At 52.8% G+C, this 24,693-nt stretch carries 22 protein-coding genes; 8 read left to right on the top strand and 14 right to left on the bottom strand.

The annotated features are described in order from the left end of the window. Positions 1-64 precede the first annotated feature (64 nt). Positions 65-673: an SDR family NAD(P)-dependent oxidoreductase gene (locus ABD843_RS12805; RefSeq protein WP_345083763.1), complete on the bottom strand. Its 609-nt coding sequence runs from the start codon at positions 671-673 to the stop codon at positions 65-67. 114 nt (positions 674-787) lie between these two features. Between ABD843_RS12805 and ABD843_RS12810 the strand changes: the two genes are divergently transcribed. Next, complete coding sequence (locus ABD843_RS12810) at positions 788-1,657, top strand: PPK2 family polyphosphate kinase (RefSeq protein WP_345083765.1); 870 nt, start codon at positions 788-790, stop codon at positions 1,655-1,657. 2 nt (positions 1,658-1,659) lie between these two features. Here ABD843_RS12810 and queG read toward each other — a convergent pair whose 3' ends face one another. From queG to ABD843_RS12825, 3 genes are all read right to left on the bottom strand, one after another. Beyond that, positions 1,660-2,595 carry a tRNA epoxyqueuosine(34) reductase QueG gene (queG, locus tag ABD843_RS12815; RefSeq protein ID WP_345083768.1) on the bottom strand — a complete coding sequence of 312 codons (936 nt, stop codon included), beginning with the start codon at positions 2,593-2,595 and terminating at the stop codon, positions 1,660-1,662. Between the two features lie 27 nt (positions 2,596-2,622). Beyond that, positions 2,623-4,185 (bottom strand): FAD-dependent oxidoreductase, encoded by a 1,563-nt coding sequence (locus tag ABD843_RS12820; protein ID WP_345083770.1) that lies wholly within the window; start codon positions 4,183-4,185, stop codon positions 2,623-2,625. A gap of 240 nt (positions 4,186-4,425) precedes the next feature. Continuing rightward, positions 4,426-4,935 (bottom strand): GNAT family N-acetyltransferase, encoded by a 510-nt coding sequence (locus ABD843_RS12825; protein WP_345083772.1) that lies wholly within the window; start codon positions 4,933-4,935, stop codon positions 4,426-4,428. 87 nt (positions 4,936-5,022) lie between these two features. Here ABD843_RS12825 and ABD843_RS12830 point away from each other — a divergent pair, with 87 nt between their 5' ends. Then, complete coding sequence (locus ABD843_RS12830; RefSeq protein WP_345083774.1) at positions 5,023-5,715, top strand: SIR2 family NAD-dependent protein deacylase; 693 nt, start codon at positions 5,023-5,025, stop codon at positions 5,713-5,715. Positions 5,716-5,735: 20 nt separating this feature from the next. Here ABD843_RS12830 and ftsY read toward each other — a convergent pair whose 3' ends face one another. Both ftsY and ABD843_RS12840 read right to left on the bottom strand, forming a co-directional pair. Beyond that, positions 5,736-6,710, bottom strand: coding sequence for a signal recognition particle-docking protein FtsY (gene ftsY, locus ABD843_RS12835; protein ID WP_345083776.1), 975 nt, complete (start codon positions 6,708-6,710; stop codon positions 5,736-5,738). 53 nt (positions 6,711-6,763) lie between these two features. After that, positions 6,764-8,164 carry an MBL fold metallo-hydrolase RNA specificity domain-containing protein gene (locus ABD843_RS12840; RefSeq protein WP_345083778.1) on the bottom strand — a complete coding sequence of 467 codons (1,401 nt, stop codon included), beginning with the start codon at positions 8,162-8,164 and terminating at the stop codon, positions 6,764-6,766. A 145-nt stretch (positions 8,165-8,309) separates the two neighbouring features. Between ABD843_RS12840 and ABD843_RS12845 the strand changes: the two genes are divergently transcribed. Further along, a complete protein-coding gene (locus tag ABD843_RS12845; RefSeq protein WP_345083780.1) occupies positions 8,310-8,849 on the top strand; it encodes a hypothetical protein in 540 nt (179 codons plus the stop codon). 7 nt (positions 8,850-8,856) lie between these two features. Here the strand turns inward: ABD843_RS12845 and ABD843_RS12850 are convergent, their stop codons facing one another. The 3 genes from ABD843_RS12850 to ABD843_RS12860 form a co-directional block, all read right to left on the bottom strand. Further along, positions 8,857-9,618: a C40 family peptidase gene (locus ABD843_RS12850; protein WP_345083782.1), complete on the bottom strand. Its 762-nt coding sequence runs from the start codon at positions 9,616-9,618 to the stop codon at positions 8,857-8,859. Positions 9,619-9,825: 207 nt separating this feature from the next. Next, positions 9,826-10,476, bottom strand: a complete 651-nt coding sequence (gene pdxH, locus ABD843_RS12855; protein WP_345083784.1) for a pyridoxamine 5'-phosphate oxidase — start codon at positions 10,474-10,476, stop codon at positions 9,826-9,828. 9 nt (positions 10,477-10,485) lie between these two features. Next, complete coding sequence (locus ABD843_RS12860; protein ID WP_345083786.1) at positions 10,486-10,629, bottom strand: hypothetical protein; 144 nt, start codon at positions 10,627-10,629, stop codon at positions 10,486-10,488. Between the two features lie 82 nt (positions 10,630-10,711). On the opposite strand from ABD843_RS12860, the gene ABD843_RS12865 reads away from it, so the two are divergent. From ABD843_RS12865 to ABD843_RS12880, 4 genes are read left to right on the top strand one after another with little or no spacing between them, the layout of a single operon-like run. Then, positions 10,712-10,909, top strand: a complete 198-nt coding sequence (locus ABD843_RS12865) for a hypothetical protein (RefSeq protein ID WP_345083788.1) — start codon at positions 10,712-10,714, stop codon at positions 10,907-10,909. A gap of 7 nt (positions 10,910-10,916) precedes the next feature. Continuing rightward, on the top strand, positions 10,917-12,428 hold the full coding sequence (locus ABD843_RS12870) for an FAD-dependent oxidoreductase (RefSeq protein WP_345083789.1): 1,512 nt from the start codon (positions 10,917-10,919) through the stop codon (positions 12,426-12,428). Between the two features lie 53 nt (positions 12,429-12,481). Beyond that, positions 12,482-12,922, top strand: coding sequence for an SRPBCC family protein (locus ABD843_RS12875; RefSeq protein ID WP_345083791.1), 441 nt, complete (start codon positions 12,482-12,484; stop codon positions 12,920-12,922). Between the two features lie 37 nt (positions 12,923-12,959). Continuing rightward, a complete protein-coding gene (locus ABD843_RS12880) occupies positions 12,960-13,190 on the top strand; it encodes a DUF433 domain-containing protein (RefSeq protein WP_345083793.1) in 231 nt (76 codons plus the stop codon). A 7-nt stretch (positions 13,191-13,197) separates the two neighbouring features. Here ABD843_RS12880 and ABD843_RS12885 read toward each other — a convergent pair whose 3' ends face one another. The 5 genes from ABD843_RS12885 to ABD843_RS12905 all read right to left on the bottom strand — a co-directional run bounded on the left by ABD843_RS12885 (position 13,198) and on the right by ABD843_RS12905 (position 22,354). Further along, positions 13,198-14,436, bottom strand: coding sequence for a glycosyltransferase family 4 protein (locus ABD843_RS12885; RefSeq protein ID WP_345083795.1), 1,239 nt, complete (start codon positions 14,434-14,436; stop codon positions 13,198-13,200). Positions 14,437-14,452: 16 nt separating this feature from the next. Next, positions 14,453-16,339 (bottom strand): alginate lyase family protein, encoded by a 1,887-nt coding sequence (locus tag ABD843_RS12890; RefSeq protein ID WP_345083797.1) that lies wholly within the window; start codon positions 16,337-16,339, stop codon positions 14,453-14,455. Positions 16,340-16,349: 10 nt separating this feature from the next. Continuing rightward, positions 16,350-18,977, bottom strand: coding sequence for a PAS domain-containing sensor histidine kinase (locus ABD843_RS12895; protein ID WP_345083799.1), 2,628 nt, complete (start codon positions 18,975-18,977; stop codon positions 16,350-16,352). A gap of 3 nt (positions 18,978-18,980) precedes the next feature. Further along, positions 18,981-20,081: a non-hydrolyzing UDP-N-acetylglucosamine 2-epimerase gene (gene wecB / locus ABD843_RS12900; protein WP_345083801.1), complete on the bottom strand. Its 1,101-nt coding sequence runs from the start codon at positions 20,079-20,081 to the stop codon at positions 18,981-18,983. Between the two features lie 149 nt (positions 20,082-20,230). Beyond that, positions 20,231-22,354, bottom strand: coding sequence for a bi-domain-containing oxidoreductase (locus ABD843_RS12905; protein WP_345083803.1), 2,124 nt, complete (start codon positions 22,352-22,354; stop codon positions 20,231-20,233). Between the two features lie 392 nt (positions 22,355-22,746). On the opposite strand from ABD843_RS12905, the gene ABD843_RS12910 reads away from it, so the two are divergent. Further along, positions 22,747-24,651, top strand: coding sequence for a T9SS type A sorting domain-containing protein (locus ABD843_RS12910; protein ID WP_345083805.1), 1,905 nt, complete (start codon positions 22,747-22,749; stop codon positions 24,649-24,651). Positions 24,652-24,693 lie beyond the last annotated feature (42 nt).

Consider the following 24,693-nt stretch of genomic DNA (forward strand, 5'->3'; position numbering starts at 1 on the left):
TTGGTATTCCGATGAATTTGATGAAATGGTCAGGGAGCGTAGCAAATAATTTCAAACTGAGACACTACCCGGCATTGAGTTCGGGCACGGCGCAGCGGAACCAATTATCGAACGCGGCCTTTGATGCCTGGTAGGCCGCCCAGTAGGGCGCAGGTGCCAGCAGCACATTGACAGCAGATATATTGATGATGTGACCCCGGTTCTTTTCTATCGAAGGAATAAGCGCAAGTATGAGCTGCGTGGGGCCAAAGTAATTGACGGCCATGGTGCGGGTAAGATCGTGATGCCTGTTCAGGGAATCGTACAAGGAACGGCGAATGGACCTGCCTGCATTGCTCACCACTATGTGTATACCGCCGGGCAACTGCAGGAGTTTTTCCGTAAGTACCGCTACCTCTTCGGACTTTGAAAGATCGGTGGGGAATATGTGTGCCGTACCACCGCGCCGGGCTACCTCTCCCTGTACCTGTAGCAGCTTTTCCTCTGTCCTGGCCACAAGTAGCAAGGTAGCTCCTGTACCGGCCAGCATATAGGCCAGGCTTTCACCTATGCCATAGCTGGCACCGGTGATGAGGATGTTCCTGCCATTACACCTTTCCCCGAGCCGCCGCTCATTTACCGCCGTAGGCGGCAATAAGATATGCTGAAGAAGACCATAGCTAGAGTAGGCCATAGGGATGCGGATATGAGCTGCGAACAAATATCGCAAAACTTTAAGAGCATACCGATCTATAACGTTATCTTTAGAAAAGGCATGGGGTATGCCGGTAATGAAGCCACTATGGATGTGCGCAAATATAAAATATCGCCGGGGGAGAAAGTAAGGCTGTCCGAGGTAGCCACCGCACCGGGCAAGCTGCATGATGAGGAAGAACTGCGGGAAAAACTGGCTGCATGTGTAGAGGAGATATCGGCGCTGCAATACCGGCTGTATGCAGAGAACAGGCGGTCGCTGCTCATCATTCTGCAGGGTATGGACAGCTCGGGCAAGGACGGCACCATAAAACACCTGATGCGTGGCCTGAACCCGCAGGGCACACAGGTACACAGCTTCAAGCACCCTACCGACCTGGAGCTGGAACACGATTTCCTGTGGCGGCACATACAGAAGATACCCCAGCATGGAGAGATAGCCATCTTCAACAGGTCGCACTACGAAAACGTATTGATATGCAAAGTACACCCTGAACTGGTACTGGCAGAGCGCAGACCGGGCATAGATACCGTAAAGAAGGTAGACAAAAAATTCTGGAAGGAGCGTTACGAACAGATAAACGGCTTTGAGAAGGGGCTGGTAAGGAACGGCATAGAGATAGTGAAGTTCTTCCTGCACCTGTCTTTTGACGAGCAGCGCGACCGTTTCTTTGCCCGGCTGGACAATAAAGAAAAGCACTGGAAATTCTCGGCAGCGGACATTACCGAGCGTGGCTTCTGGCCGGAGTACCAGAAAGCCTACGAACAGGCACTGGAACACACCAGCACAAAGAAAGCGCCATGGTATGTGATACCTGCCGATCACAAACCATTTACACACCTGCAGGTAGCGCGCATAGTACTGGAAAAGCTGCGCAAGATGGATCCGCAGTTCCCACCTGAGGATAAAAAGGAGACAGCCCTGCTGCAAAAAGCACGCAAACAACTAAAGCAAGGCATGTAGCATCAGCCATTATCTTTTATAGCGCCTATGTTGCGCTGTATGCCCTTCCATTTGCTGCGCTTTAGGGGCGAGCTTTTGAATATCTTATTGAAGGCCTCCTCGCTCATGGCCTCCCATTCGCGCAGGGAAAGGTCCAGCACCTGTGGTATGGGTGTAAAAGCAGGTTCGCTATTGGGGCGGGAGAAACGGTTCCACGGGCATACGTCCTGGCACACATCGCAGCCGAACATCCAGCCATCCATTTTTGTTTGCAGGTCGCCGGGTATGAGGGCATCCTTCAGCTCTATAGTAAGGTAGGATATGCACTTGCTGCCATCTACCAACATGGGCGATACTATGGCCTCTGTAGGGCATGCATCCATGCAGCGGGTACAGGTACCGCAATGGTCGGTAGAGAAGGGCGCATCGGCCACCAGGTCCAGATCGGTGATGAGGGTGGCTATGAAGAAGAACGAGCCGGAATGACGCGTGAGCAAATTGCCATTCTTGCCCACCCAGCCCAGGCCGCTGCGCACGGCCCAGCTACGCTCCAGCACAGGAGCACTATCTACAAAGCCACGACCGTTAACAGCGCCTATGTGGGCATTGATGTATGCAAGCAGCTCGTTCAGCTTTTCGCGTATCACATAGTGGTAGTCGGTGCCCCATGCATACTTGGCCACCTTTGGGGCCTGCGGCAATTGTTCTGCCGCAGGAGAATAATTGAGCAGCAATGTGACCACTGAGCGCGCACCGGGCACCAGCTTGCGGGGATCTGTGCGGAGGTCGAAGTGGCGCTCCATGTACTGCATAGTACCGTGGAAGCCCTTGCCGAGCCATTGCTCTAGCCGGCGGGCATCGTCCTGCAGTTGCACGGCCTCTGCCACCCCGCACGACATAAAGCCGAGGCGCTGCGCTTCGGCTTTTATGAGCTGTGTATTTTTTCCGGCATTGTACAAGTGGCTGCAAAATTACACCATTGGCAACTATGCGGCGGGTTTGTCCTCCCTGCTGTCCTTGTTCCCTTCATCAGCTTTGCCCCAGGGTCTTACAGGTGTAAGCCCCTTTTGCGCAGGGCCCGTGAGCAAATGCCCATCAGGGCTATAGCGTGCGCCATGGCAGGGGCAGTCCCATGTACACTCGGCACTGTTCCATTTTACGGTACAGCCCACATGCGGACAAATGGCGCTGAGTATATGCAGCTTGCCCTCATCGCTCTTGTATATGGCCAGCTTCTGGCCCTCCCATTCACCCATTTTAGCCTCGCCGGGCGCTATGCCCGATAACTCCTCTATCTCCTCGGCGCTGAAACGGCCCGCCACGAACTGGTGTATGACATCGGCATTCTCTTTGAGGAAGGTACCAAGACCTGCCAGCTTTATCCTGCCGGGATCGAAGAGCTTTTCGTAGGAAGACGTACCCTTAGTGATGAGGTCGCACAATATCTTTCCCGACAGGGTGCCGTATATCATGCCATTGCCCCCGAACCCCGTGGCCGCATAGACCTTACTATGGCCGGGCATAAGCCCTATATAGGGCAGGCCATCTACAGAGTTATAGTATTGCGATGACCACCGGTAGGCCACAGTATCTATATCGAAGTACTGCCGCATATATAGCTCCAGTTCCCGCTGTACATGTGCGGTATCTTCATTGTGGCCCGTCTTATGGTCGAGCCCACCGGCTATGACATACTTAACACCATCTACCACCTGCGAGCGATAGTAGTGATATGGCTCCTTAAGGTCATATACCATAGCATCGGGGTATTCGCCACTTTTAAGGGTAAAGGCTATGGCATAGCTGCGGTAGGGCGCACAGCGAAAGCTGAATACATTGACACCAGGAGGCAGATGCGTGGCATATACGGCATACCTGGCCCTGATAACACCTTGTGATGTCTCGGCAGTAATTATATCATCATCATGCAGCTTGTGCACCATGCACTGCTGCACAATAACGCCTCCCTTCATCTCGAACACTCTTGCAAGGCCCAGCAGATGCTTCAGCGCATGCATCTGCGCCTGGCGTGCCACAGAGGCCGCCTTGACATATGGAATAGGAACAGGCAATATATCACTGCGCTGCATGGGTACACCCGCACGGTCGCTGGCCTCCATCATTTCCTGCAGCATATCGGCCTCTTCGCCCGTAGTGGCAAAGAGATAGCCCGTCTTATAGGCGAGGTCATTTTCTATGCCATACTTATTGGTGAATTGCTCTATGAGATCTATAGCCTCTCTTGCCCCTTTGGCCACAAGGCATGCAGCATCGTGACCAAAATGGCGGGCGATGTCGATATAGGGTGTATCGAGCACAGTATTGAGATGGGCCGTAGTGCCGCCCGTTGTACCGAAACCTATATTGTGTCCTTCTACCAGCAGGCACTTCTGCCCGCTCTCCTGTAGCAGCAATGCTGTTGTGAGACCCGTGATACCTCCACCTATCACCAGTACGTCATACACTGTATGTTCATCCCGGTCGTTGGCAGGTATATAGTTACCTACTGCGTGCTGCCATATGCTCTTTGATGCGCCATCCCTATCCATAACAATGATATTGAGATCATTATGAAATATCGCAAAAACGTTGCCACGGGCGGGCCATTATGTGGCCTATAAAAGCGTACGGGGAACAAAGAATTGACGATCAGTGACTTTGTAAAAAGAACATATAAAAAGCAGACCGCTTTTTAACAATATGCTTGGGGAATGTAAGAGATGTACCGATGCGAGAGGGAATATTCTCCCCACCTGTTGGGTGTGTACTGCCACAGGTGGGGGCCTGTATCAGGGCGCAGCATTCCACTCCAGCGATACCAGTTCCTCGTCATGTACGGTGATGGGACCCTTATGGGCAAAGCCCAGCTTTTGCAGCAGTCGCAGGGAATGTTCATTACCGGGTGTAACTATGGCCATGATGGTGCGCATGTCCAACACCTCTGCCCCATGACGCAGCACAGCATTTGCGGCCTCGAAAGCATAACCCTGGCCTTCGTATCGCGGCAGCAGCGCAAAACCGATATCGGGATGCGGCAGATATTCGCGCTGCAAGAGGCCGCACATACCTATAGAGGCATTGGTGGCGCGCAGCTTTACAAGCCACAGGCCAAAGCCCTTTTCGTTATAGCTTTTCATGGGGCCGTTCATAAGGTAGGCCAAAGCCGTCTCGGTATCCGATACACCGCGATCGCCTATATACTGTAGCCAGCCGGGGCTATTGAGCAGCTCTATGATAAAAGAGGTATCGTAAACGGAGAACTCTGTTATATGCAGCCTGTCTGCGGTAATGGTGGTCATGATGCAAGTGCAAATTAGCGCACTATGATGAGTATATTTACAGTGGCGGCAATATACCGCCAAAGGGGTCATTTAAAAGGTAGAACGATGGCAAAACAGAGACTGGTGGCGCTGACCGGCGCAGGCATAAGCGCAGAGAGCGGGCTGCACACCTTCAGAGACAGCGATGGCCTGTGGGAAGGCCACAGGGTAGAGGATGTGGCCACTCCACGCGCCTGGCGCCGAGACCCCGCGCTGGTGCAGGAGTTTTACAATATGCGCCGCCGCGATGTGCTGGCCACCGTGCCCAATGCCGCACATATAGCCCTTGCGGCCCTGCAAGAGCACTATGATGTGCATATAGTGACCCAGAATATAGACGACCTGCACGAAAGGGCGGGATCGCGCAATGTAATGCACCTGCATGGCGAGATACTGAAGATGCGCAGCGAGCGCAATGAATACCAGCTATACCCCATTACCACCGATATAACACTTGATATGATAGCCGCGGACGGCGGACGATACCGGCCGCATGTAGTGTGGTTCGAGGAGCCGGTGCCTATGATAGCACAGGCCATACCGCTGATGTATGAGGCCGATGTCTTTGTGCTGGTGGGCACATCGCTGGCGGTATACCCGGCAGCGGGACTCGTAGACCATGTACCCGACCATGTAATGAAGTATGTGGTGGACAAGCGCATACCCGAGGTGAAGCGCTTTCGCAATGTAGTACCTATAGAGCAACCCGCCACTACGGGTATGGCACACTTACTGGAACTGTTGCGTAACAGTAAATAAACGGGAAAAGGTACTTTCTACTATTTGAGACTGAAAAGGCTATCCACGAATTCGGCCTTGTCGAAGATCTGCAGGTCTTCCATGCGCTCGCCTACGCCTATGTATTTCACCGGTATCCTGAACTGGTTGGCTATGGCCAGCACTACCCCACCCTTGGCCGTACCATCCAGCTTGGTCACGGCTATGGCCGTAACATCGGTAGCAGCGGTGAAGTGGCGCGCCTGCTCTATGGCGTTCTGCCCGGTGCTGCCATCCAGCACCAGCAGTACCTCGTGCGGGGCATCGGGCATTTTTTTGCTTATCACGCGGCGTATCTTGCCCAGCTCGTCCATCAGGTATGCCTTGTTGTGCAGGCGGCCTGCGGTATCTATTATCACTACATCGCTATCGCGGGCAATGGCGCTCTGTACGGCATCGAAGGCCACCGAGCTGGGGTCGCTGCCCATCTCTTTCTTCACTATAGGCACACCTACACGGTCGCTCCAGATGGTGAGCTGGTCTACAGCCGCCGCCCTGAAGGTATCGGCCGCGCCCAGCAGTACGCTCTTGCCGTTCTTTTTGAAGTTGTGGGCCAGCTTGCCTATGGTGGTGGTCTTGCCCACACCATTCACACCTACTACCAGTATCACATAGGGCTTCTTACCTGCAGGAACATCGAACGTAGCAAATTCGTTGGAAGGGGCCGAGGTGAGCATGCTCATTATCTCTTCCTGCAGTATATCGTTCAGCTGCGATGTGCCCAGGTATTTATCGCGGGCCACGCGCTGCTCTATGCGGTTTATGATGGCCACCGTGGTATCTACACCTACGTCGGCGCTTATGAGGGCATCTTCCACCTGGTCCAGCACTTCCTCGTCTACCTTATCCTTCCCGGCAACGGCCTTGGCAAGTTTTGAGAAAAATCCCTCCTTGGTCTTTTGCAAACCCTGGTCAAGCGCCTCTTTCTGCTCCTGCTGATCTTTGTTCCGCCTGAAAAGTTTGTCGAATAAGCCCATGTTCTTTTATATAAAGGCGCAAAATTAGTAAAATATGATCACCCTTCCGCTGTTCATATGCCGTATACGGTGTGCTGGGCAGGTATCTCTATGTCCTCGAAACCCTTTCGCTGCAGCCTGTCGCTAAAACGCTGCTGTACCTCGTACTCGCCATGCACCAGGAAGAGCTTGCGCACCTGGCGGGGGTCCTGGCAGGCCAGCCACTGGCTCATGTCCTCGTAGTCGCCATGGGCGCTCAGGCTGGTTATCTCTGCTATATGGGCCTTTACAGGGAAGGCACGGCCAAAGATGCGCACCTCGGGCGGGTTGGCCTTGAGCCTGCCCCCCAGCGATCCCGGCTCGCAGTAGCCGGTAAGCAATATGGTATTGCGGCTATCGGTGATGTTGTTGGCTATGTGGTGCTTCACCCTGCCGGCCTCGGCCATACCCGATGCCGATATGATGACACAGGGCTCCTTACTGTCGTTGAGGCGTATGGAATCGTCCACATCCTCTATATATGTTAGCCCCTTGAAGGAGAACACATCATCGTCCTTGCGAAGGAGGTGCTGCACATTGCTATTGAAGCAAGCTGGGTACCGCTTTATGGTCTCGGTCATTTTCACCGACAGCGGGCTATCTACATAGTATGTGAGCGGCGGCAGGCGTTTTTCCAGCTCCAGGCGGTTCAGCATATACAGTATCTCCTGCGTGCGGCCCAGGCTGAAGGCAGGCATCACCAGCTTGCCCTTGCGCTTCAGGCAGGTCTCTACTATATGATCGAGCAGCTTGTCGGTGGCTACGGCCTGCAGGTCGTGCAGCTTGTCGCCATAGGTCGACTCCATGATGATGACATCGGCCTGCGGGAAATCCTGTGGCGAGCGTAGTATCATATCGCGGTAACGACCCACATCGCCGCTGAAGGTAAGGTGGGTGGTCACACCCTTCTCCTTTATCTTCAGGTTGATGGCCGCAGAGCCCAGTATATGGCCGCAATCGGTATAAAGCAGCTCTATACCTTCGTCCACAATGTATGGTTCGTTGTATGGTATGGTCTCGAAGAGAGGAAATACCGCAGTGGCATCTTCTTCGGTATACAGGGGGGCAACGGGTGGCTTGTGTTCTTTCTGCCGGTGTTTGTTCACATACTTTACATCGGCCTCCTGTATGCGGGCAGAGTCTACCAGCAGCAGCCTGGCCAGCGATGCCGTAGGTGGTGTACAGTATATCTTACCCTTGTAGCCGTCCTTTACCAGCTTTGGCAGCAGACCTATGTGATCGATATGCCCATGCGAGATGATGACATGATCGACCTCGGAAGGCTCGAAGCCCCACTCGCTATTGAGGCGGGTGGTATCTATGCCCATGCCCTGGAACATGCCACAGTCGAGCAATATCTTCTTAGTGGGGTTGATGTGCAGTAAATGCTTGGAGCCGGTGACGGTACGCGCCGCGCCATGGAAGGATATCTTCATGCTAACAGTGTTGTGTGTACAATGGCCTGAAATTACGGTAAAACCTGAGAAAGCACTGTTAAAAAGTACCGGCGGCCAAAGCTGTGTAATAGTGTAATAGCGGTACTGAGCTATTATAATTACCTTTGACATAACGTACACACCCATGCGCATCTTACTCACCTTATTGCTCTTTGCCGCCATCGCCTCGCTATGCTCTTGCGAGAAACTGGGTATATGTGTAGACCGTGACCTGAACATAGAGCGCCATGCCGATACCACCGCCAGGCTGCGCCTGGACGGTTACTACTACAGCCCTGCCGATACCGACGAGAATGGCCAGGTAATGAACGAGCTGATGGTATTCTACAAGAATGGTGTAGTGCTGCTGCCCGGCAATGTGAGCCAGGGCAACGAGGAACTGTACCTGCGGGCCATAGGCGGCTATACGGGCATACGCAGCTCCAAGGCCAGTTGGGGCGCATATAGCATAGACAGCATCCTTAATATAGCGCACTGGAAGCCTGCCAAATGCGGCGCACAGGCCGTATGGCGCAAGGGCGAGGTACTGAACGATACCACCTTTATGGTAAGGGAGGTACAGATAAAGGGACGGTATGGCACAGGTAAACTGACGAAGGAGCAGGTATTCCGCTACAGGCCGCACATGCCCAAACCTGATAGCCTGAACGATTTTGTGAACTAAGTAAACCCTACAACTCGGGCATGAGGCCCGACTCTGTGGTACGCTCGGCCCTGGCTATGTGACCACAACCTGCGTAGCGGCGTTTCCAGTAGCGGTCGTTGAGGCTGCTTACCACCACACCCCTCGAACGTGATGCATGTACGAAGTATCCATTGGCCAGGTATATACCCACATGCGAAATGCGGATACGATTGATGCGGAAGAACACGAGATCGCCCTCCGTGGCCTCATCGTGATGTTTTATACGCTCGCTGTGGCGGTATTGCTGGCGCGATGTGCGAGAGAGGTCTATACAGAATATCTGCCCGTATACTTTTTGTGAAAAGGCAGAACAATCTATACCCCTGATGGTGGTGCCACCATACTTGTAGCGCACGCCATACCAGTCGTCTATGAACTTGTAAAGCCTCAGGTTGCCCAGGTCTTCGGGCTCTTCTTCCAGCATTTCGGCAAAGCGCTCCATCAGCATCTCTGTCTCGGTATCGAAGGCGGTGGCCACCTGCATATCCATCTCTGCCTTGGCAGAGTCTACAGGCTCGGCCACAAGGGTTATGCTATCATTGATGACAATGGTATCGGCTACCTGGGCGGCAAAAGCACCCGGCTCCATGGGCGCACATATGAAGAGGCTGTAAAGAAAGTGGATATTAGTATCGGCCACCTGGGCGGTAAGCTGCTGGCCGAAGGATGTATGCGAAGCAAGGCAGCATAGCAGCAATGCCCAGAGACGGGGCGACGATGCTATAAGCTTTAATATTCTTCTCCGCATGATGAAAGAACTTTATCCAGATAAAGATAAGTTCCATTTTCGGAAAACCAAATATCAAATATAAAAATTTGAAATTCCAGATCTCAAATTCCAAGGGAAAATTCCAAATTCCAAAGCCCAAATTACAAAGGGGGAAATTCCAAAGGGGAATTTCTAATTCCCCCCAATACCTAATTCCTAAACCCAATTCCTAATTCCCCAAAAAGATCAAGGCGCCAGACGACAACGTTTCCAGCTACCATCTTCGTTGCGGGAGAAAGAGATACGATCGTGCATGCGGCTGCTGCGACCCTGCCAGAACTCTATGCGCTGCGGTACTACCAGGTAGCCGCCCCAGTGTGGTGGCCGGGGTACGTTCTCGCCAAATTCTTTCTGGTAGCGCTCATAATTCTGCTCCAGCACCTCGCGGCCGGGTATCTCGCGGCTCTGGGGCGATGCCCAGGCGCCAAGGCGGCTACCCACGGGGCGCGAATAGAAGTATTCATCGCTTTCGGCAGCGGGCAGCTTTTCTATACGGCCGTCTATGCGCACCTGACGTTCCAGCTCTTTCCAGAAGAAAAGCAGTGCCACAAAGGGGTCGGCAGCTATGTGCGTGCCCTTGGCGCTATCGTAATTGGTAAAAAAGGAGAAACCACGTTCGTCCGCCCCTTTGAGGAGCACTATGCGTGCATGGGGACGATGGTCGGCATCTACGGTAGCTAGGGTCATGGCATTGACCTCGGTAATCTGTGCCGACTCTGCCTCGCTGAACCATTTCATGAAAAAATGCATGGGATCATCTCCCGTCGCCTGCTCATCGAGGGCCTCGCGACTGTAATCCATGCGTATCTCCGCGATATTTAGCGGTCTGTGGGACAAGACAGAAAATTACTTATCGTCAGATGTACCGGTATATTTGAAGCTCACATACAGGAACTCTATCACCAGCAGGAAGAAAAATGTGTAAGTAAGTATGGGACCTACGCTCAGGTTAACGGCATCATAAAAAGCACCCAGCATCAAATGGCTCATGTTCGTGAATTTAGTGGGCGCAAGTTACATTTTTATGCCAGAAATAACAAAGCCTTCGAACAATAAGGAGTAACTTTAATATATGGACCGTGCGCACAGGATATATACCGGTATAGGGATAGGTCTACTGATAGTTGCCTTCTTCATCACCCTATGGAAAATGAACCTGGAAAGCGAGGCCTTCTACACTATAGACAGAGTAGAAAATATCATCTGGATAGCGGGCGTAGGGTTGGTGATGATAGGCCAGTATAAAAAGAGAAGGAAAAGGCAGAAATAGATAGTATATGACAGGCCCTACGAAAGCATTCTGGCAGGATAGCGGCCCTCGCATCTCCTTTTTGCCACTGCTGCAGAATATTTCGACGGACGTATGTGTGATAGGGGGCGGCATAGCAGGCATGTCGGTAGCCTATATGGTGGCCGCTACCGGCAGGCAGGTAACGGTGATAGACGATGGAGCCATAGGCGGTGGAGAGACCGGCCGGTCGACAGCGCATCTTTCGTTCGCACTCGATGATACCTATACATTACTACAGCGCCTATTTGGCAAGGCAGGCGCACGCCTGGCGGCCGAAAGCCATATGGCGGCCATAGACAAAATAGAAGAGATAACAGCGCGTGAAAGTATAGACTGCGGGCTGCAAAGGGTGAACGGCTACCTCTTTAACCCTTATGGCCAACAACTGCTGGACCTGCAACAAGAGCTACAGGCCGCCCGGGAAAGCGGCATACAGAACATAGCCATACAGAACGGTATACCCCTGCCGGGCATGGCCGCAGGCGATGCGCTCTGCTTTGGCGGCCAGGCCATATTCCACCCCATGCGCTACCTGGATGGGCTGGCTAAAGCGATACAAAATATGGGCGCCCGCATATATACCCATACACGCGCCACTTCCGTAATGTACGATGAGAAGACCTTTACCATAAACACCCAAAATGCATGCATAGTAGCACAGAGCGTAGTGGTAGCTACCAACGACCCTATAGTAAAGAGCGCCATACCCGGCAAGAACATAGCCTACCGCAGCTATGCAGTGGGTATGCGTTGCCCAAAGGGTATAATGCCACCACACCTCTTCTGGGATACCCATACGCCCTACTACCATATGCGGGCATGCAGGCTGGATGAAGCCAGCGACCTGCTGCTGGCCGGTGGTGGCGACCACCGCACCGGCAGGCATACCGGCCTGCAAGAGACCCGTGAGCGTTTTGCAGCTATAGAAGCATGGGCACGGGCATATGTACCCGGTGCGGGAGAGGTGCTGTACCGGTGGTCGGGGCAGGTGATGGAACCCATGGACCACCTGGCATATATAGGGCGCATAGAGACCGGGAAAGACCTGTTTGTGGTCACAGGCGGCTCGGGGCATGGACTGACGCATGGCACCATAGCGGGCATGATAATAGCCGACCTGCTGAATGGCATACCCAATAAATGGCAACACATATACGACCCATTGCGCCCTATACGCCGGTACGGGCAACTGCTGCGATACCGGCTGGGCAACCTGGCACAATGGACAGAACGCGTTGCAGTGAACCATGTGACACCTGAGAAAATAAGACCGGGAGAGGGCGCTATAATAAGCCATTGGCTGTACCACAAAGCAGTATATAAAGATCCGCAGGGCATATTGCACCAATTCTCTGCCATATGCCCGTATAGCGGATGTGTGCTAGTGTGGAACGGGCTGGAACATTCGTGGGACTGCCCGTGCTACGGATCGCGGTATGATGCCGTGGACGGGCGTGTGGTGAACGGGCCATCCAATATACCGCTACGCCCTATTTAACAGGGCTTACAGGAATAATGACCTAAATTGCAGAAGAGCATATTCCAAGCGCCATGAACAGGCAGACACATAAGATACTGATAGACGCACCACCCGAAAGAATATGGAACGTACTGTGGAACGACCTGACGTATATGTCGTGGTCTGCGGCGTTCAGCGCGGGATCGCGTGCAGAGACGGACTGGAAAGCAGGCAGCAATGTACTGTTCCTGGATAATACCAATAATGGCATGGCGGGGGTGATAGTGGCCGCTATACCGAATGAACTGATGTCTATAAGGCATATGGCAGAGGTAAAGAACGGCATAGTGCAGCCCGATAGCCCTGCAAGCAGGGAATGGATGGGCGCCATGGAGAACTACACCCTGAAAAAAGCAGGAGACCAGACAGAACTGACCATAGAGGTAGATGTGACACAGGAATACAGCGAATACTTTGCCCGCACCTGGCCACTGGCCCTGAACAGGATAAAGGGATTGGCAGAACGCAAATGACCTAATGATATATCTTTGTAATTATAAGAATGTAACTATGGAAAGCTCTTCGTGGAAAGACCGTATAACCACCGATCCTTTAAAATGTGGCGGAAGGCCCTGTATACGCGGAATGAGGATAAGGGTGACAGATATACTGGACCTGCTGGCCGCAGGACTGGACAGAGCTCAGATACTGGAAGAATTGCCCGACCTTGAGAACGAGGATATCGATGCTGCCCTGAAATATGTAAGCCAAAGGTTCGATCATCCTATACTTGCTGCATGACCTGACATTACTTCTTTACTACATCCTTTATGTGCTCCAGGTATCTTTTTGCCAGTACCTCTCTGTCGAAATTCTCGCGAGCATAGCGGTAACCGCTCTCGCCTTCGCGCGCGATGCGGCCGGGGTCGGCAAGATACTGGCGAATGATGCGGTCATACTCGGCAGTGTTCTCGGGCTCTACATATATGCCGGCACCGGCGGCCTCTACCAGCTCGCGCGATACCCCATCTATGGCCATGAGTATGGGCCGCTTGCAAGACATGTAATCGAAGGTCTTGTTGGAGTATACGGTCTTGAAAGTATCTACCCGCTTCAGCACCGATGCCCCCATCTCCGAGGCCAGTATATAGCGGAACACCTCGGCCTTGGGTACAGCATCCAGAAAGCGCACATTGGTTATCTTCCTATCGGCGGCCAGCTTTTTCAGCCTGTCTTTTTCCATACCCTGCCCTATGAGCAGGAAGAGCACATTGGTATCGGCAAGGGCCTCACCTGCATCCAGCACCTGCTCCAGGTGATTGGCCACACCGTGCGCCCCCACATAGGTGATAACGAAATGACCATCCAGCCCATGCTCTTTACGAAAAGTATCCCTGTCCACCTCGCGCAGCAGCTTCTCCGACAGGCTGAAGTCGGCGGCATTGGATATCTGTATCAGCTTGCGTTCGGGCATGCCTTTTTTATCGCGCAGGGCATTGTAAAAGGCAGGTGTAAGTACATTTATGAGGCGAGCGGTACGATATATGAAAGCCTCTACCCAATAGGCCAGCTTTATGATGAGCTTGTTGGTAAGCACACCTGTATCTATAGCCGATTCAGGCCACAGGTCGCGCACCTCGAACACGAAGGGCATACGCCTGAGCCGCGATATGAGGTAACCCGTAATGCCTACGAACAGCGGTGGCGAGGTGACGATGACCACATCGTACCTGCCCTTTACCTTGAACAGACCCGCATAGAAGGCCGAGAACATGAAGGAGAAATAGCCCCACAGCCTGCCAAGGAAACTTTTATTGTATGCCTCAGACACATGGCAGCGCCATACATCCATATCTCCTTGCTTTTTCTTTACAAAATACTTGCCCTTGTATTCGGCCCGCTTCTCATGGCCATTGTAGTGCATCATACCTGCCAGTACGGTCACGGAGTGGCCCTCTGCGGTCCAGATGCGGGAGAACTCGTTCCAGCGCGATCCGCCGGGGTCGTCCTCTTCCAGGAAGTACTGATGAATGAGCAGGATGTTCATGGCGGCGGCGAAGATACTATAACTCTACGACTGTCTTTATCACCCGCCCTGCGGTGGTGAAACAGTATTCATCGGTAGGCTCTTTGGCCCCATAGAGCGAAGAGCTCCAGCCATCATATTTGGCGGGCAGCATCGCTACCCCATCATCGCCCTCGGCCCTTATCCTTACTTTATGTGTAAGCGGCAGCGGCACATGCCATAGCTGCCGCATAGACATCTTTGCAGGTACGCATAGCAACTCGTCGGTCACCGTCCAGTATGGACGGCCTTTTTCCTTTACTATCGTACGCTGGTGGCGAATGCGCTTGTGCAAATGCCTGAAAGCGCTTATCCTGCCTGTGAACTTGTAGCTGCCTGCATCCTCGGTCATTTCCACACCCCGGCTTTGCGTCCAGTGATACCATATGAACCTGCCGCCCTTCAGCATCTGGTCATTATCGTCCACCATCACCGTATTGTGCGAGCGTGTGCCGCTGAAGTAGCGTATGGTAGCGGCATCGGTATTATACTTATAGCTGCCTGCATCGGTGAGTATGTTCTCGCCATTGTGCCATACATCTATGTGCAGGTTATCGGCCTGCGAAGGTCTGTCCTTATGGTTGCCACAGCGTATGAAAGTAAGTGTGTGCGGCTCGCGAATGATGTAGTACCCGCCCCAGTAAAAGGAATGCAGCCCATTGCCGGGATGCCATTGCTGCGTGGTGAGCTTGTCTATACCGTACCACGACCTATCCTCGTGGCTGCCATCTATACCGGCATCCAGGCCCAGGGCCGCGGCCAGCGCATGCAATTGTGACCGGTAGTCGCGGTAATGGGCATTGCTGAGCTTGAAGAAGAGCGCACCATCATTGGCACCATAATTGGGCAGCCAGCCGTTCTCGTCTACCATGCAGGTACGCAGGAAGCGTACAGAATTGCGGGCACGGTCGTACACCACATCGGCAAAGCGCTCACCGTTCTTATCGGCCAGCACTATACCCCAGGTAAGCAACTGTACCACTACCCTATGGTAATTCATAGAGAACTGCAGGAAGGTACCATCCTTATATACCTGGTAGGCCACCTCTTCCTCGAACCAGGCCTTGCCCCGTTCTTTCCATACGGCGGCGCCGGGCAGGGAGGGGTACAAAAGGCCGCCAAGGTAAAGCGTGAGTGTCTCGGTGATGGCATGATTGTTGCGCACGGCTATGCGCGAAAAATCTATGTTGTGGTATATGTGGTGCAGGTGCCAGTATATGGTATGCTGCACCTGGTCGAACACCTCTTCGGTAAGGGCGGGCGAGTGGCGATAAAAATGCAGGGCAAAGGTCCAGTTGAGCACACGCAGCGACATCTCCTGGCTACAGCGGTAGTTGGGGCCACGGTTCACGGGGTTACTCCCGATCCACGACAGCATATCATCGAATACCATTTGGCTATGGTCCTCACCAAAATGATGATCGTACCTGATGATGTCGTAAAGGTAGGAGAAGCGCGAACGCTCCCATACATATTTTATATCGCCTGCGGTGGCAGAGTAGTCGGGTATCTCGGTCCAGTGCTTGCTCACATCGTACCTGTAGCCGTTATCGGGATTGGTGACCCAATCGTGGTCAGGACCCAGGTCGGCAAGCACACTGTTGAACAACAGTAGTTTTCCCTGTTCCAAATGCCGGAATGCCACGGCAAGGCCCTCATCGGGCCTGCGGGGTATGGTAAGGGTATCGCGGGAATGGAAGAAGAACCTGTGTGTGCTCTTTCTCCATTCATCCAGCGTTATATACCTGTGAAAAGGGGGATCGGCAGGGAACCTTTTTTTCAGCAGGCCGGTGCGGCGCAGCAATTCATGCTTTGCCCTGAAGGCGGCCCACCGCCAGCCCATATTGCGTACCAGGTCTATTATCCTCTTTAGCTTTGTTATCATTCCCTGCCTGTCACAATGTAACTATGAACTCGCTTCCCTCATTGGGAGCGCTCTTTACTTCTATTTTGCCACCCAGCGACTCTACAGTGGTCCTGGTGATGTACAGTCCTATACCTTTACTTTCAAAACCCTGATGGAACACCTGATTCAGCTTGAAGAGCCTGTCGCCATACTTGTCCATATCTATACCCAGGCCATTGTCCCTTACCACGATGCACACATGCCCATCCTGCATTTCGGTAGTTATATCTATCTCGGGCACCAGGCCGCTGATGGTATATTTCAGCGCATTGCTGATAAGGTTATACAATATATTCTCCAGGTATGCTTTCGGGTACTGTACCCGGGTCACATCCAGCTTTATGCGTACTACGGCCTGCTTCTCGAGAATGGCGCTCTGCAACTGGTTGCATATATCGTTCACTATGGCCACCACATCACAATCGTCTTTGGGTATCTCCTTGTTCAGCTTTATCTGCGTTATCTGCATGAGGGTAGAGAGGCTATCCATAAGCGACATACTGCTGTCGTGTATAAGCAGCAGCGCCTCGTCCTGCGTAAATACTTCGTCCTGCGCAGGCTCTCCGTTGTTCCTTTGTGTCTGCTGTTCCAGCAGTGTTTCCGACAGCATCTTTATATTGCCGGCCGGCCCCCTCAGGTTGTGCGCTATGATGTGGCTCAGGTCTTCCAGCTGGTTCACCTTGTTCAGCAGGTTCTGCCTTGCCAGCTCCAGTTCCTCGTTCTTTTTGCGCAGCTCCAGCTCCATTTCCTTCTTGCCGGTAATGTCTATGACCTGCACTATGAAGAATTTGGGCAGGCCATCGTTGGTGCGCACCAGCGATAGCGTGAACGATACCAGTAAGGTGGCGCCACGCTTGGAGACAAGCCTTTTCTCACCGTTGTATGTAGAGATCTCCCGGCGCAGCATACGCTCTACCTGTTCCCTGTAGGTGTTCACATCTTCGGGATGGGTTATATCCTTCAGGCTCAGGCGCTGCAGCTCTTCTTTGGTATAGCCTGTTATCTCGCACAGCACACTGTTGGCATCTAGCCACATGCCTTCATGACTGAGCAGGGCCATACCTATACCGGAGTCGTTGAAGGCGCTGGCGAACGTATCACGGCTGGTCTGCAACTCCTGCTGAGCCTTTACCCTGTCGGTGATGTTGAGGCCATAGCCAATGCTCATCACATGTTTGCCCTGCTCATCGAAAACGGGATAATGATTGCGCAGGTGATATTCCGGTTCTCCGTCCTTGTTCACAAGCATCTCTTCCCACTCCACGTTGTGCCGGGTAGCTATGGCCTCGTCAAATATCCTGCGCCTGCGTTCTACCAGTTCGAACGACCTATTGCGCACACGGCAGTAGTCCTCATCGGTCTTGCCTATCATCCATTCGCGCAGCTCTTTGTTCTTTATGGCCGTGGGGTTGATGAACAAGTACCTGAGCTCATCATCGAACACCACTATATCGGCAGCTATCTGGTTCAGTATCTGCTCGTAGAAATTGCGCAGATCGGCAAGCTGTTTCTCGGTGTTCTTCTGCACCGTTATGTCCCTGAACTTCCAGATGCATCCTTTATTGTCCTTGCCCAGGGTGAGCGGTATATGGTCGCGGCCTATTATCTTGCCATTCACCATCTCCCATTCCTCGTTCAGCACTATCTCCTGCCGGGTCAGCACCTCTACGGTTCGGTCATAGAAACGCTGGGGGTCCTTATAGAACGGCATACGCGATGCTATGCTCTGGTACACATCCATGCCTATAAGCAGGGACGGATGCTCGCTTACATTGTAAATGTCGCAGAACATCTGGTTGGCATAGAGTATCTTCTTGTTCTCGTCTATCACCAGCACACCATCGTGCAGGTTGTTTATGAGCTTGGAGAGTAGCTGCGCGGTAGAGAAATATCTTTCTTCGGCCGTTCTGTGCGCATTGATGTCGGTATGAGTGCCTATGAAACGAAGGGGTTTGCCATCGTTGTCGCGGGCCACTATCATGCCCTTGCTCATCACCCACTTATAAGACCCGTCCGAACAGAGCACCCTGAATTCGGAGCGATAGGATGTCATGCCATCTTCCAGGTATTCATCCTTGTTATGCAGGGCAGCATTCCTGTCGTCGGGGTGTATCATGGCCACCCAGTCGGCTATGGTCCTTATATCCTGCGACGCATGGCCGAAGGTCTTGTGCCAGCGGGCAGAGAAAGATATGGTCTGCTCGGGTATGTTCACGTCCCACATGCCATCGCCCGATGCATCGAGCACCTGCTTCCATACCAGCTCGGTTATCTTGCCTACCTTTTTGGCAGACAGGAGCTCTATGGCCACCAGCACATTATCCATTCGCCCGGGCTGGCCTGATAGTACCCTTACCTTGTATTTCGATACCGTATCGCCCGATGTGATGCTATATTCCAGCGACTCGTTCTTCTTCTCATCGATACATGCCTTAACGAGGTAGCTCAGTTTATACACCAGCGCATTGCTGTCCGCAGGTGTCATTTTTCCTTCACCCTCGGGCGAGGCCCATTCATTTACGATAGCGCCATCGCGTGATACTTCCAGTACACGGTCGGCCATGAGCAATAATGTGCTCACAACAGTGTCTGTAGTATGGGCGAGGTCGCTTATCATATTTTATTTCAATGCAAAAATATGGATCAATTGTTTAACGATGCGTTCTGCTGTTCTGCCATCCCACAATTCGGGTATCTGGCCCTTTTTCCACTCGCCGGCGAACAGCCTGCTGAATGCCGGCGCTATGGCCGATGGGTGGGTACCCAATAGCTCGTTGGTACCTGTGGTGCAGGTCTCGGGCCGCTCGGTACTGTCGCGCAGGGTCATGCAGGGCACACCCATCACGGTGGTCTCTTCGGTAATGCCGCCAGAGTCGGTCACCACGGCGCGGGCGTTCTTCACTAGGTAGTTGAACTCAAGGTAGCTCATGGGCTCTGCCACATGCAGGTTGTCGGCCTTTATGCCTGTGGCATCCAGCATTTTGGCGGTACGCGGGTGAACGGGGAATATGACCGGCATTCCTTTAGCCCCCAGCAGTATCTCGCTTATCAGTTCGCGCAGCTTGCCTGCATCGTCCACATTGGCGGGGCGGTGCAGGGTCATAATGAGGTATTCGCCCGCTGCAAGGCCTGCCTTTTCCCATATAGGGGGCTTTGTAAAGCGGGGCATCTGCTTGTACAGCGTATCTATCATGGTATTGCCCACGAAGAAGATGCGGTCGTCGCTCACACCAGCCCTGCGCAGATTATCATTTGCAGTAACGGATGTGGTAAAGAAATAGTCGCTTATGGAGTCGGTAACGATGCGGTTTATCTCCTCGGGCATGGTCATATCGCCGCTGCGAATACCACCCTCTACATGCGCTACCTTTATATTGTTCAGTTTTTTGGCTGCTATAGAGCATGCCATGGTAGATGTCACATCGCCCACCACTATACACAGGTCGCAGGGCTTTCCCATCAGCAGGCGCTCGTAGGCGGTCATTATCTTTCCGGTCTGCTCGGCCTGTGTGCCCGATCCCGCCTCCAGGTTGTGGTGGGGTGCAGGTATATCCAGTTGTTCGAAGAAATCATGGCTCATCTTCTTGTCGTAGTGCTGGCCGGTATGCACCAGGCGGTAGTGTATGTTCACACCCGCTGCCTGCCGTGCACTTATAGCGTCTATTATGGGCGCTATCTTTATGAAGTTGGGCCTTGCGCCCGCTATGATATCTATCAGCATTATCTCTTCTTTAACCTCTCCCCGTCTCTCTCTTTCCGGAGAGGATGATGGGCTTTGATATTGTCTAAAAAGTATCTCTGTATCCTATATCCGCCTATCTCTGCACCTCTTCCCTACCCTATTAACTATTTAACCTTTTGACCAATTAACTAATTGACCAATTGACCCACCTCTACCCACTGCCTTGTGCGCAGGCTGTCTATGGCGGCCAGGCCTGCCAGCGTGGTATTCACTATCTCATCGAACGGTATGAGGGCGGATCCGCCGGTCCTCACACGCTCTACCAGCATCCTGAACTGGGCATTATGGCCTTTATCGGTATTCGTCTTCAGCTTTGAGAAGCCGCGCACACCATAGCCGGTAGTGAGCTGAAAATTGTCGCAGATGAGGGTACGCTCCTGCGAGTATACCTCTATACGCTCTTTGGAGTATTCCTTAGATCCATTGGCAAAATAGTTGATGACACCTGTACTGCCGTTCTCGTACTGCAGTAGTATGCTGGCATTATCGGTATTCTCGGCCGGGTTCACGCCCATGGCATTCATGCAAACCGCCTTTATGCGGCTGCCGGTAAGGTAGGTTATCAGGTCCATGTAGTGGCATGCCTCGCCTACTATGCGGCCGCCGCCTACCTTCATATCGTGTACCCATACATTGGCAGGTATGGCACCGGCATTCATGGTGGCTATCACATTCATGGGGGCATCGCCTATGGCCTTTTTTATGGCCACGCTGTGTGGCGAGAAACGCCTGTTGAAGCCCACGGTAAGTGTCTTGCTGCCATTGTATGCCGCCAATACATCATTGAGTCCCTGGCGGTCTATGGCCAGTGGCTTCTCTACAAATACATGCTTACCTGCCGCCAGGCACTCTGCCACCATATGCGCATGCTCGTTGTGGCGGGTGGTTATTATCATCAGGTCTACAGCGGGGTCGTTCAGTATGCTTTTGTAGTCCGTGGTGCTCTTGCCTATCTTGTATTTTTTGGCCAGCGCCGTACCGGTAACGCCCGCCGCACTGGCTATGCTGTATAGCGGCGCATTGATGGCGCCCAGTATAGGCAGCATGGTCATGCCGGTAAAATTGCCCGCACCTATGATACCTATACCTCCGCGGCCTGCCGCAAAGCTACCATCCGTTACCGTGACGGTCTCTGCCGGGCTGCTATCCTCGGGGTATTCCAGTATAGATGCTATGGCATCGCGGTTGCTGATGTCGTTGTATATCTTGCCATACTCGCCGAGGGGCACACGGCTGGTGATGAGCGATGTCACATCTACCTTGCCACGGCTTATCATATCCAGTATAGCGGTGAAGTTGCGCTGCTCTGTCCACCGTACGAATGGCAGTGGGTAATCGTTACCCTCCTTTTCGTAACTATCATCATAGCGGCCCGGACCATAAGAGCAGGACACCTGGAAGGTGAGCTCCTTCTCATAGAAGTCGGCCCGGCTGATGTTGAGGCCTATAACGCCTATCAGTATGATGCGGCCCCGCTTACGGCTCATTTTGGCCGCCTGTGCTATTATCTCGTCCGTCTTGGCCGATGCCGTGATGATGACCCCATCGGCACCTGCATCGCCCGTCATGCTGTGTACATAGCGCACAGGGTCGGTACCGGCGGTGGGGTTTATGGCTATTACGCCTTTTTTCTTTGCCAGTTCTACCTTGTTGGCGTCGGTATCTATACCTATCACCCGGCAGCCGTTGGCCAGCAGTAGTTCGGCAGTGATAAGGCCTATCAGGCCCAGTCCCACTACTACTATGGTCTCGCCCAGTTTGGGGTCGCAGAGGCGTATGCCCTGTAGCCCTATAGAGCCTATGACGGTGAATGTAGCGGCCTCATCGCTCACATTGGCGGGTATATGTGCTACCAGGTTCTGCGGCACACACACATATTCGGCATGCTGGCCGTTCGATGCCACACGGTCGCCGATGGCTATACCCTTTACGCCTGCGCCTACGGCTATGACGGTACCTGCATTGCAATATCCCAATGGTAATGGCTGGCCCAGCTTGTTGAACACGGCCTGCATGGTAGGCTTCAGCCCGTCGGTCTTCACCTTGTTCAGCACCTGCTTCACACGCTCGGGCTGCTGCATGGCCTTCTGCAGCATATTGGCCCTGCCGAACTCTACCAGCATACGCTCTGTACCCAGCGATACCAGCGTACGCGACGTTTTTATAAGCACATACCCATCCCTCACTACAGGGGCAGGCACTTCTTCCAGTATGGTATCTCCGGTCTTAAATGACTGTATTATCTGTTTCAAAGGAGTATGTTTTGTAAGACCGAAATATAAATATAATAAATAAAATTTATATATTCATTTTTTCGTTGTGCAAAGGTAATATTAATACTAGTAGCCCGGTATGAATATTCTTTTACGGAAAGATAGGTAAAATACCCTGACCGACATATATACAAAGGCGGCGACGGTTGTGAAAAACGTAGCAGGAACAGCAGTATGGGAACACCTCATTTTTAGCGACACATATTATAGAATTTATTTTTAACTCATTAATATAAACCTACAGATAAAGTCATTGATGCCAAAAAATAAATATCTTTTGTTTTACTAACATCGGGAGACAGTACTGCGCCAATTATCGTACATCAAAATGCACATTACTCTATTCTTAAACCAACCATTGTCTCTTTTTTATGAAAAAACTATCTATCCTCGTACTCGGCCTATGCGCCCTACTCTTCTCCCGCGATGCCTCGGCTACCATACATGGTACACTCGGCGCCTGCGTGGGCAACACCAGCCTGCTGTATGACAGCACCAGTTCCGGCCCCAGCACGGGCGGCACCTGGAGCAGCAGCAACGTAGCAGTAGCTACTGTAAGCAGTGGCGGACTTGTGACCGGCATTTCTGCGGGAACGACCACCATTTCGTACACCTCTACCCTGATGGTGACGAGCACTGCGGTATTTACCGTCAATCCTGCACCCGGGGCCATATCGGGCTCCACAACACCCTTCTGCGCGGGCTCTTCTATCACCCTCACCTGCCCTACTGCAGGCGGTGTATGGAGCAGCAGTTCTGGCGTAGCATCGGTGAGCCCTACCACAGGTGTGGTGACAGGTATATCTGGCGGCACGGCTACCATATACTATAGCATATCTACGGGTTGCTCTTCGAGCTTTGTAGTGACGGTGAACGGCGTACCATTCGTAGACTCTCTACTTGGCGCTAGCAGCATATGCGTAGGTGCTACGGGTACCATCACCTGCACCACAGCAGGCGGCGCATGGAGCAGCAGCAATACCTCGGTGGCCACTGTTAGCGGTGGCGTGGTAACAGGCGTATCGGCCGGTACTGCCATCATCTCCTATTTGGTAACAGGCGCTTGCGGCACAGGCTTGCGCACGCGTACCGTTACCATCACCTCTACCACCAGCCCCGGCACCATATCGGGCACAGGTACCGTAATGGTCGGTTTCACTACAGCACTCAGCAGCACCGTTCCGGGTGGCGCATGGAGCAGCAGCAATACGGCTATAGCTACCGTAAGCGCATCGGGCGTGGTAACAGGTGTGGCTCCCGGCATCGCTACCATATCTTATGGTGTTAGCGGGTGCAGCGGCATGGCATATGCCATATTCACCATTAGTGTAAGCGCGGCCGACTGCATATCGGGCGATGTACTGTTCTCAGGCTCTCCTTACTACGGTATGGTGAAGGTATGGCTCATCAAATACAATGGCTCTACCCATATGCTGTATGCAGTAGACTCTCTGAACGCATATGCCAGCGGCACCAGCGCTCATTATTCTTTCTGCGGCATAGGCACCGATTCGTTCCGTGTAAAGGCCGCCTGCGACTCATCGGTACTTAGCGCCCCCATGGGTTACCAGCCTACCTACCACACTGCCAGCGCATACTGGAGCGCCGCTACCGTGGTATACCATGTGACCGGCACTCATGACATGAGCAAGAACATAAATATGAACTATGGTGCGACCACATCGGGCCCCGGCTTCATAGCAGGCGATGTGACCACAGGCGCCAACAAAGGCACTGCCGACCCCATACCCGCTGTAGGCCTGCTGATATACTGTGTGAACAACACTACAGGCGCTATCATGCAGCAGACAGTTACCAATTCGGCCGGTCACTACTCGTTCAGCAACCTGCCAGTGGGTACATATAAGATATACCCCGAGCTGATGAACTATGCTACTACTCCGTATACTTCTATCACGCTCACATCAGGCTCATCGTCTATGACCAGCGCCAGCTTTGTACAGCATACAGTATCACATACCATCACTCCCATCACTTCGGGCGTGCAGGATATGAAGATAGCTACAGGCAGCATAGCTATCTTCCCCAACCCCACCAACGGTGTGCTGAACATATCCTGGGGTGTAGAGAACGCAGGTATGGCCGAGGTGCGCCTTGCCGACGTAACTGGCCGCAGCGTATTTGCTACTACTGCAGACCTGGGCGCTACTGCCGGTACCACTGTCCTGAACCTGAATGGTGTGGCCAAGGGCATATACATCATCAGCATAAAGGCCAATGGCCTGAATTACAACAACAAAATAGTTGTGGAATAACTATTATAACAGAGGATCATAACCCTACGCGGCCGTACCATA

Source organism: Nemorincola caseinilytica (assembly GCF_039540515.1).
Lineage (GTDB): Bacteria > Bacteroidota > Bacteroidia > Chitinophagales > Chitinophagaceae > Nemorincola > Nemorincola caseinilytica.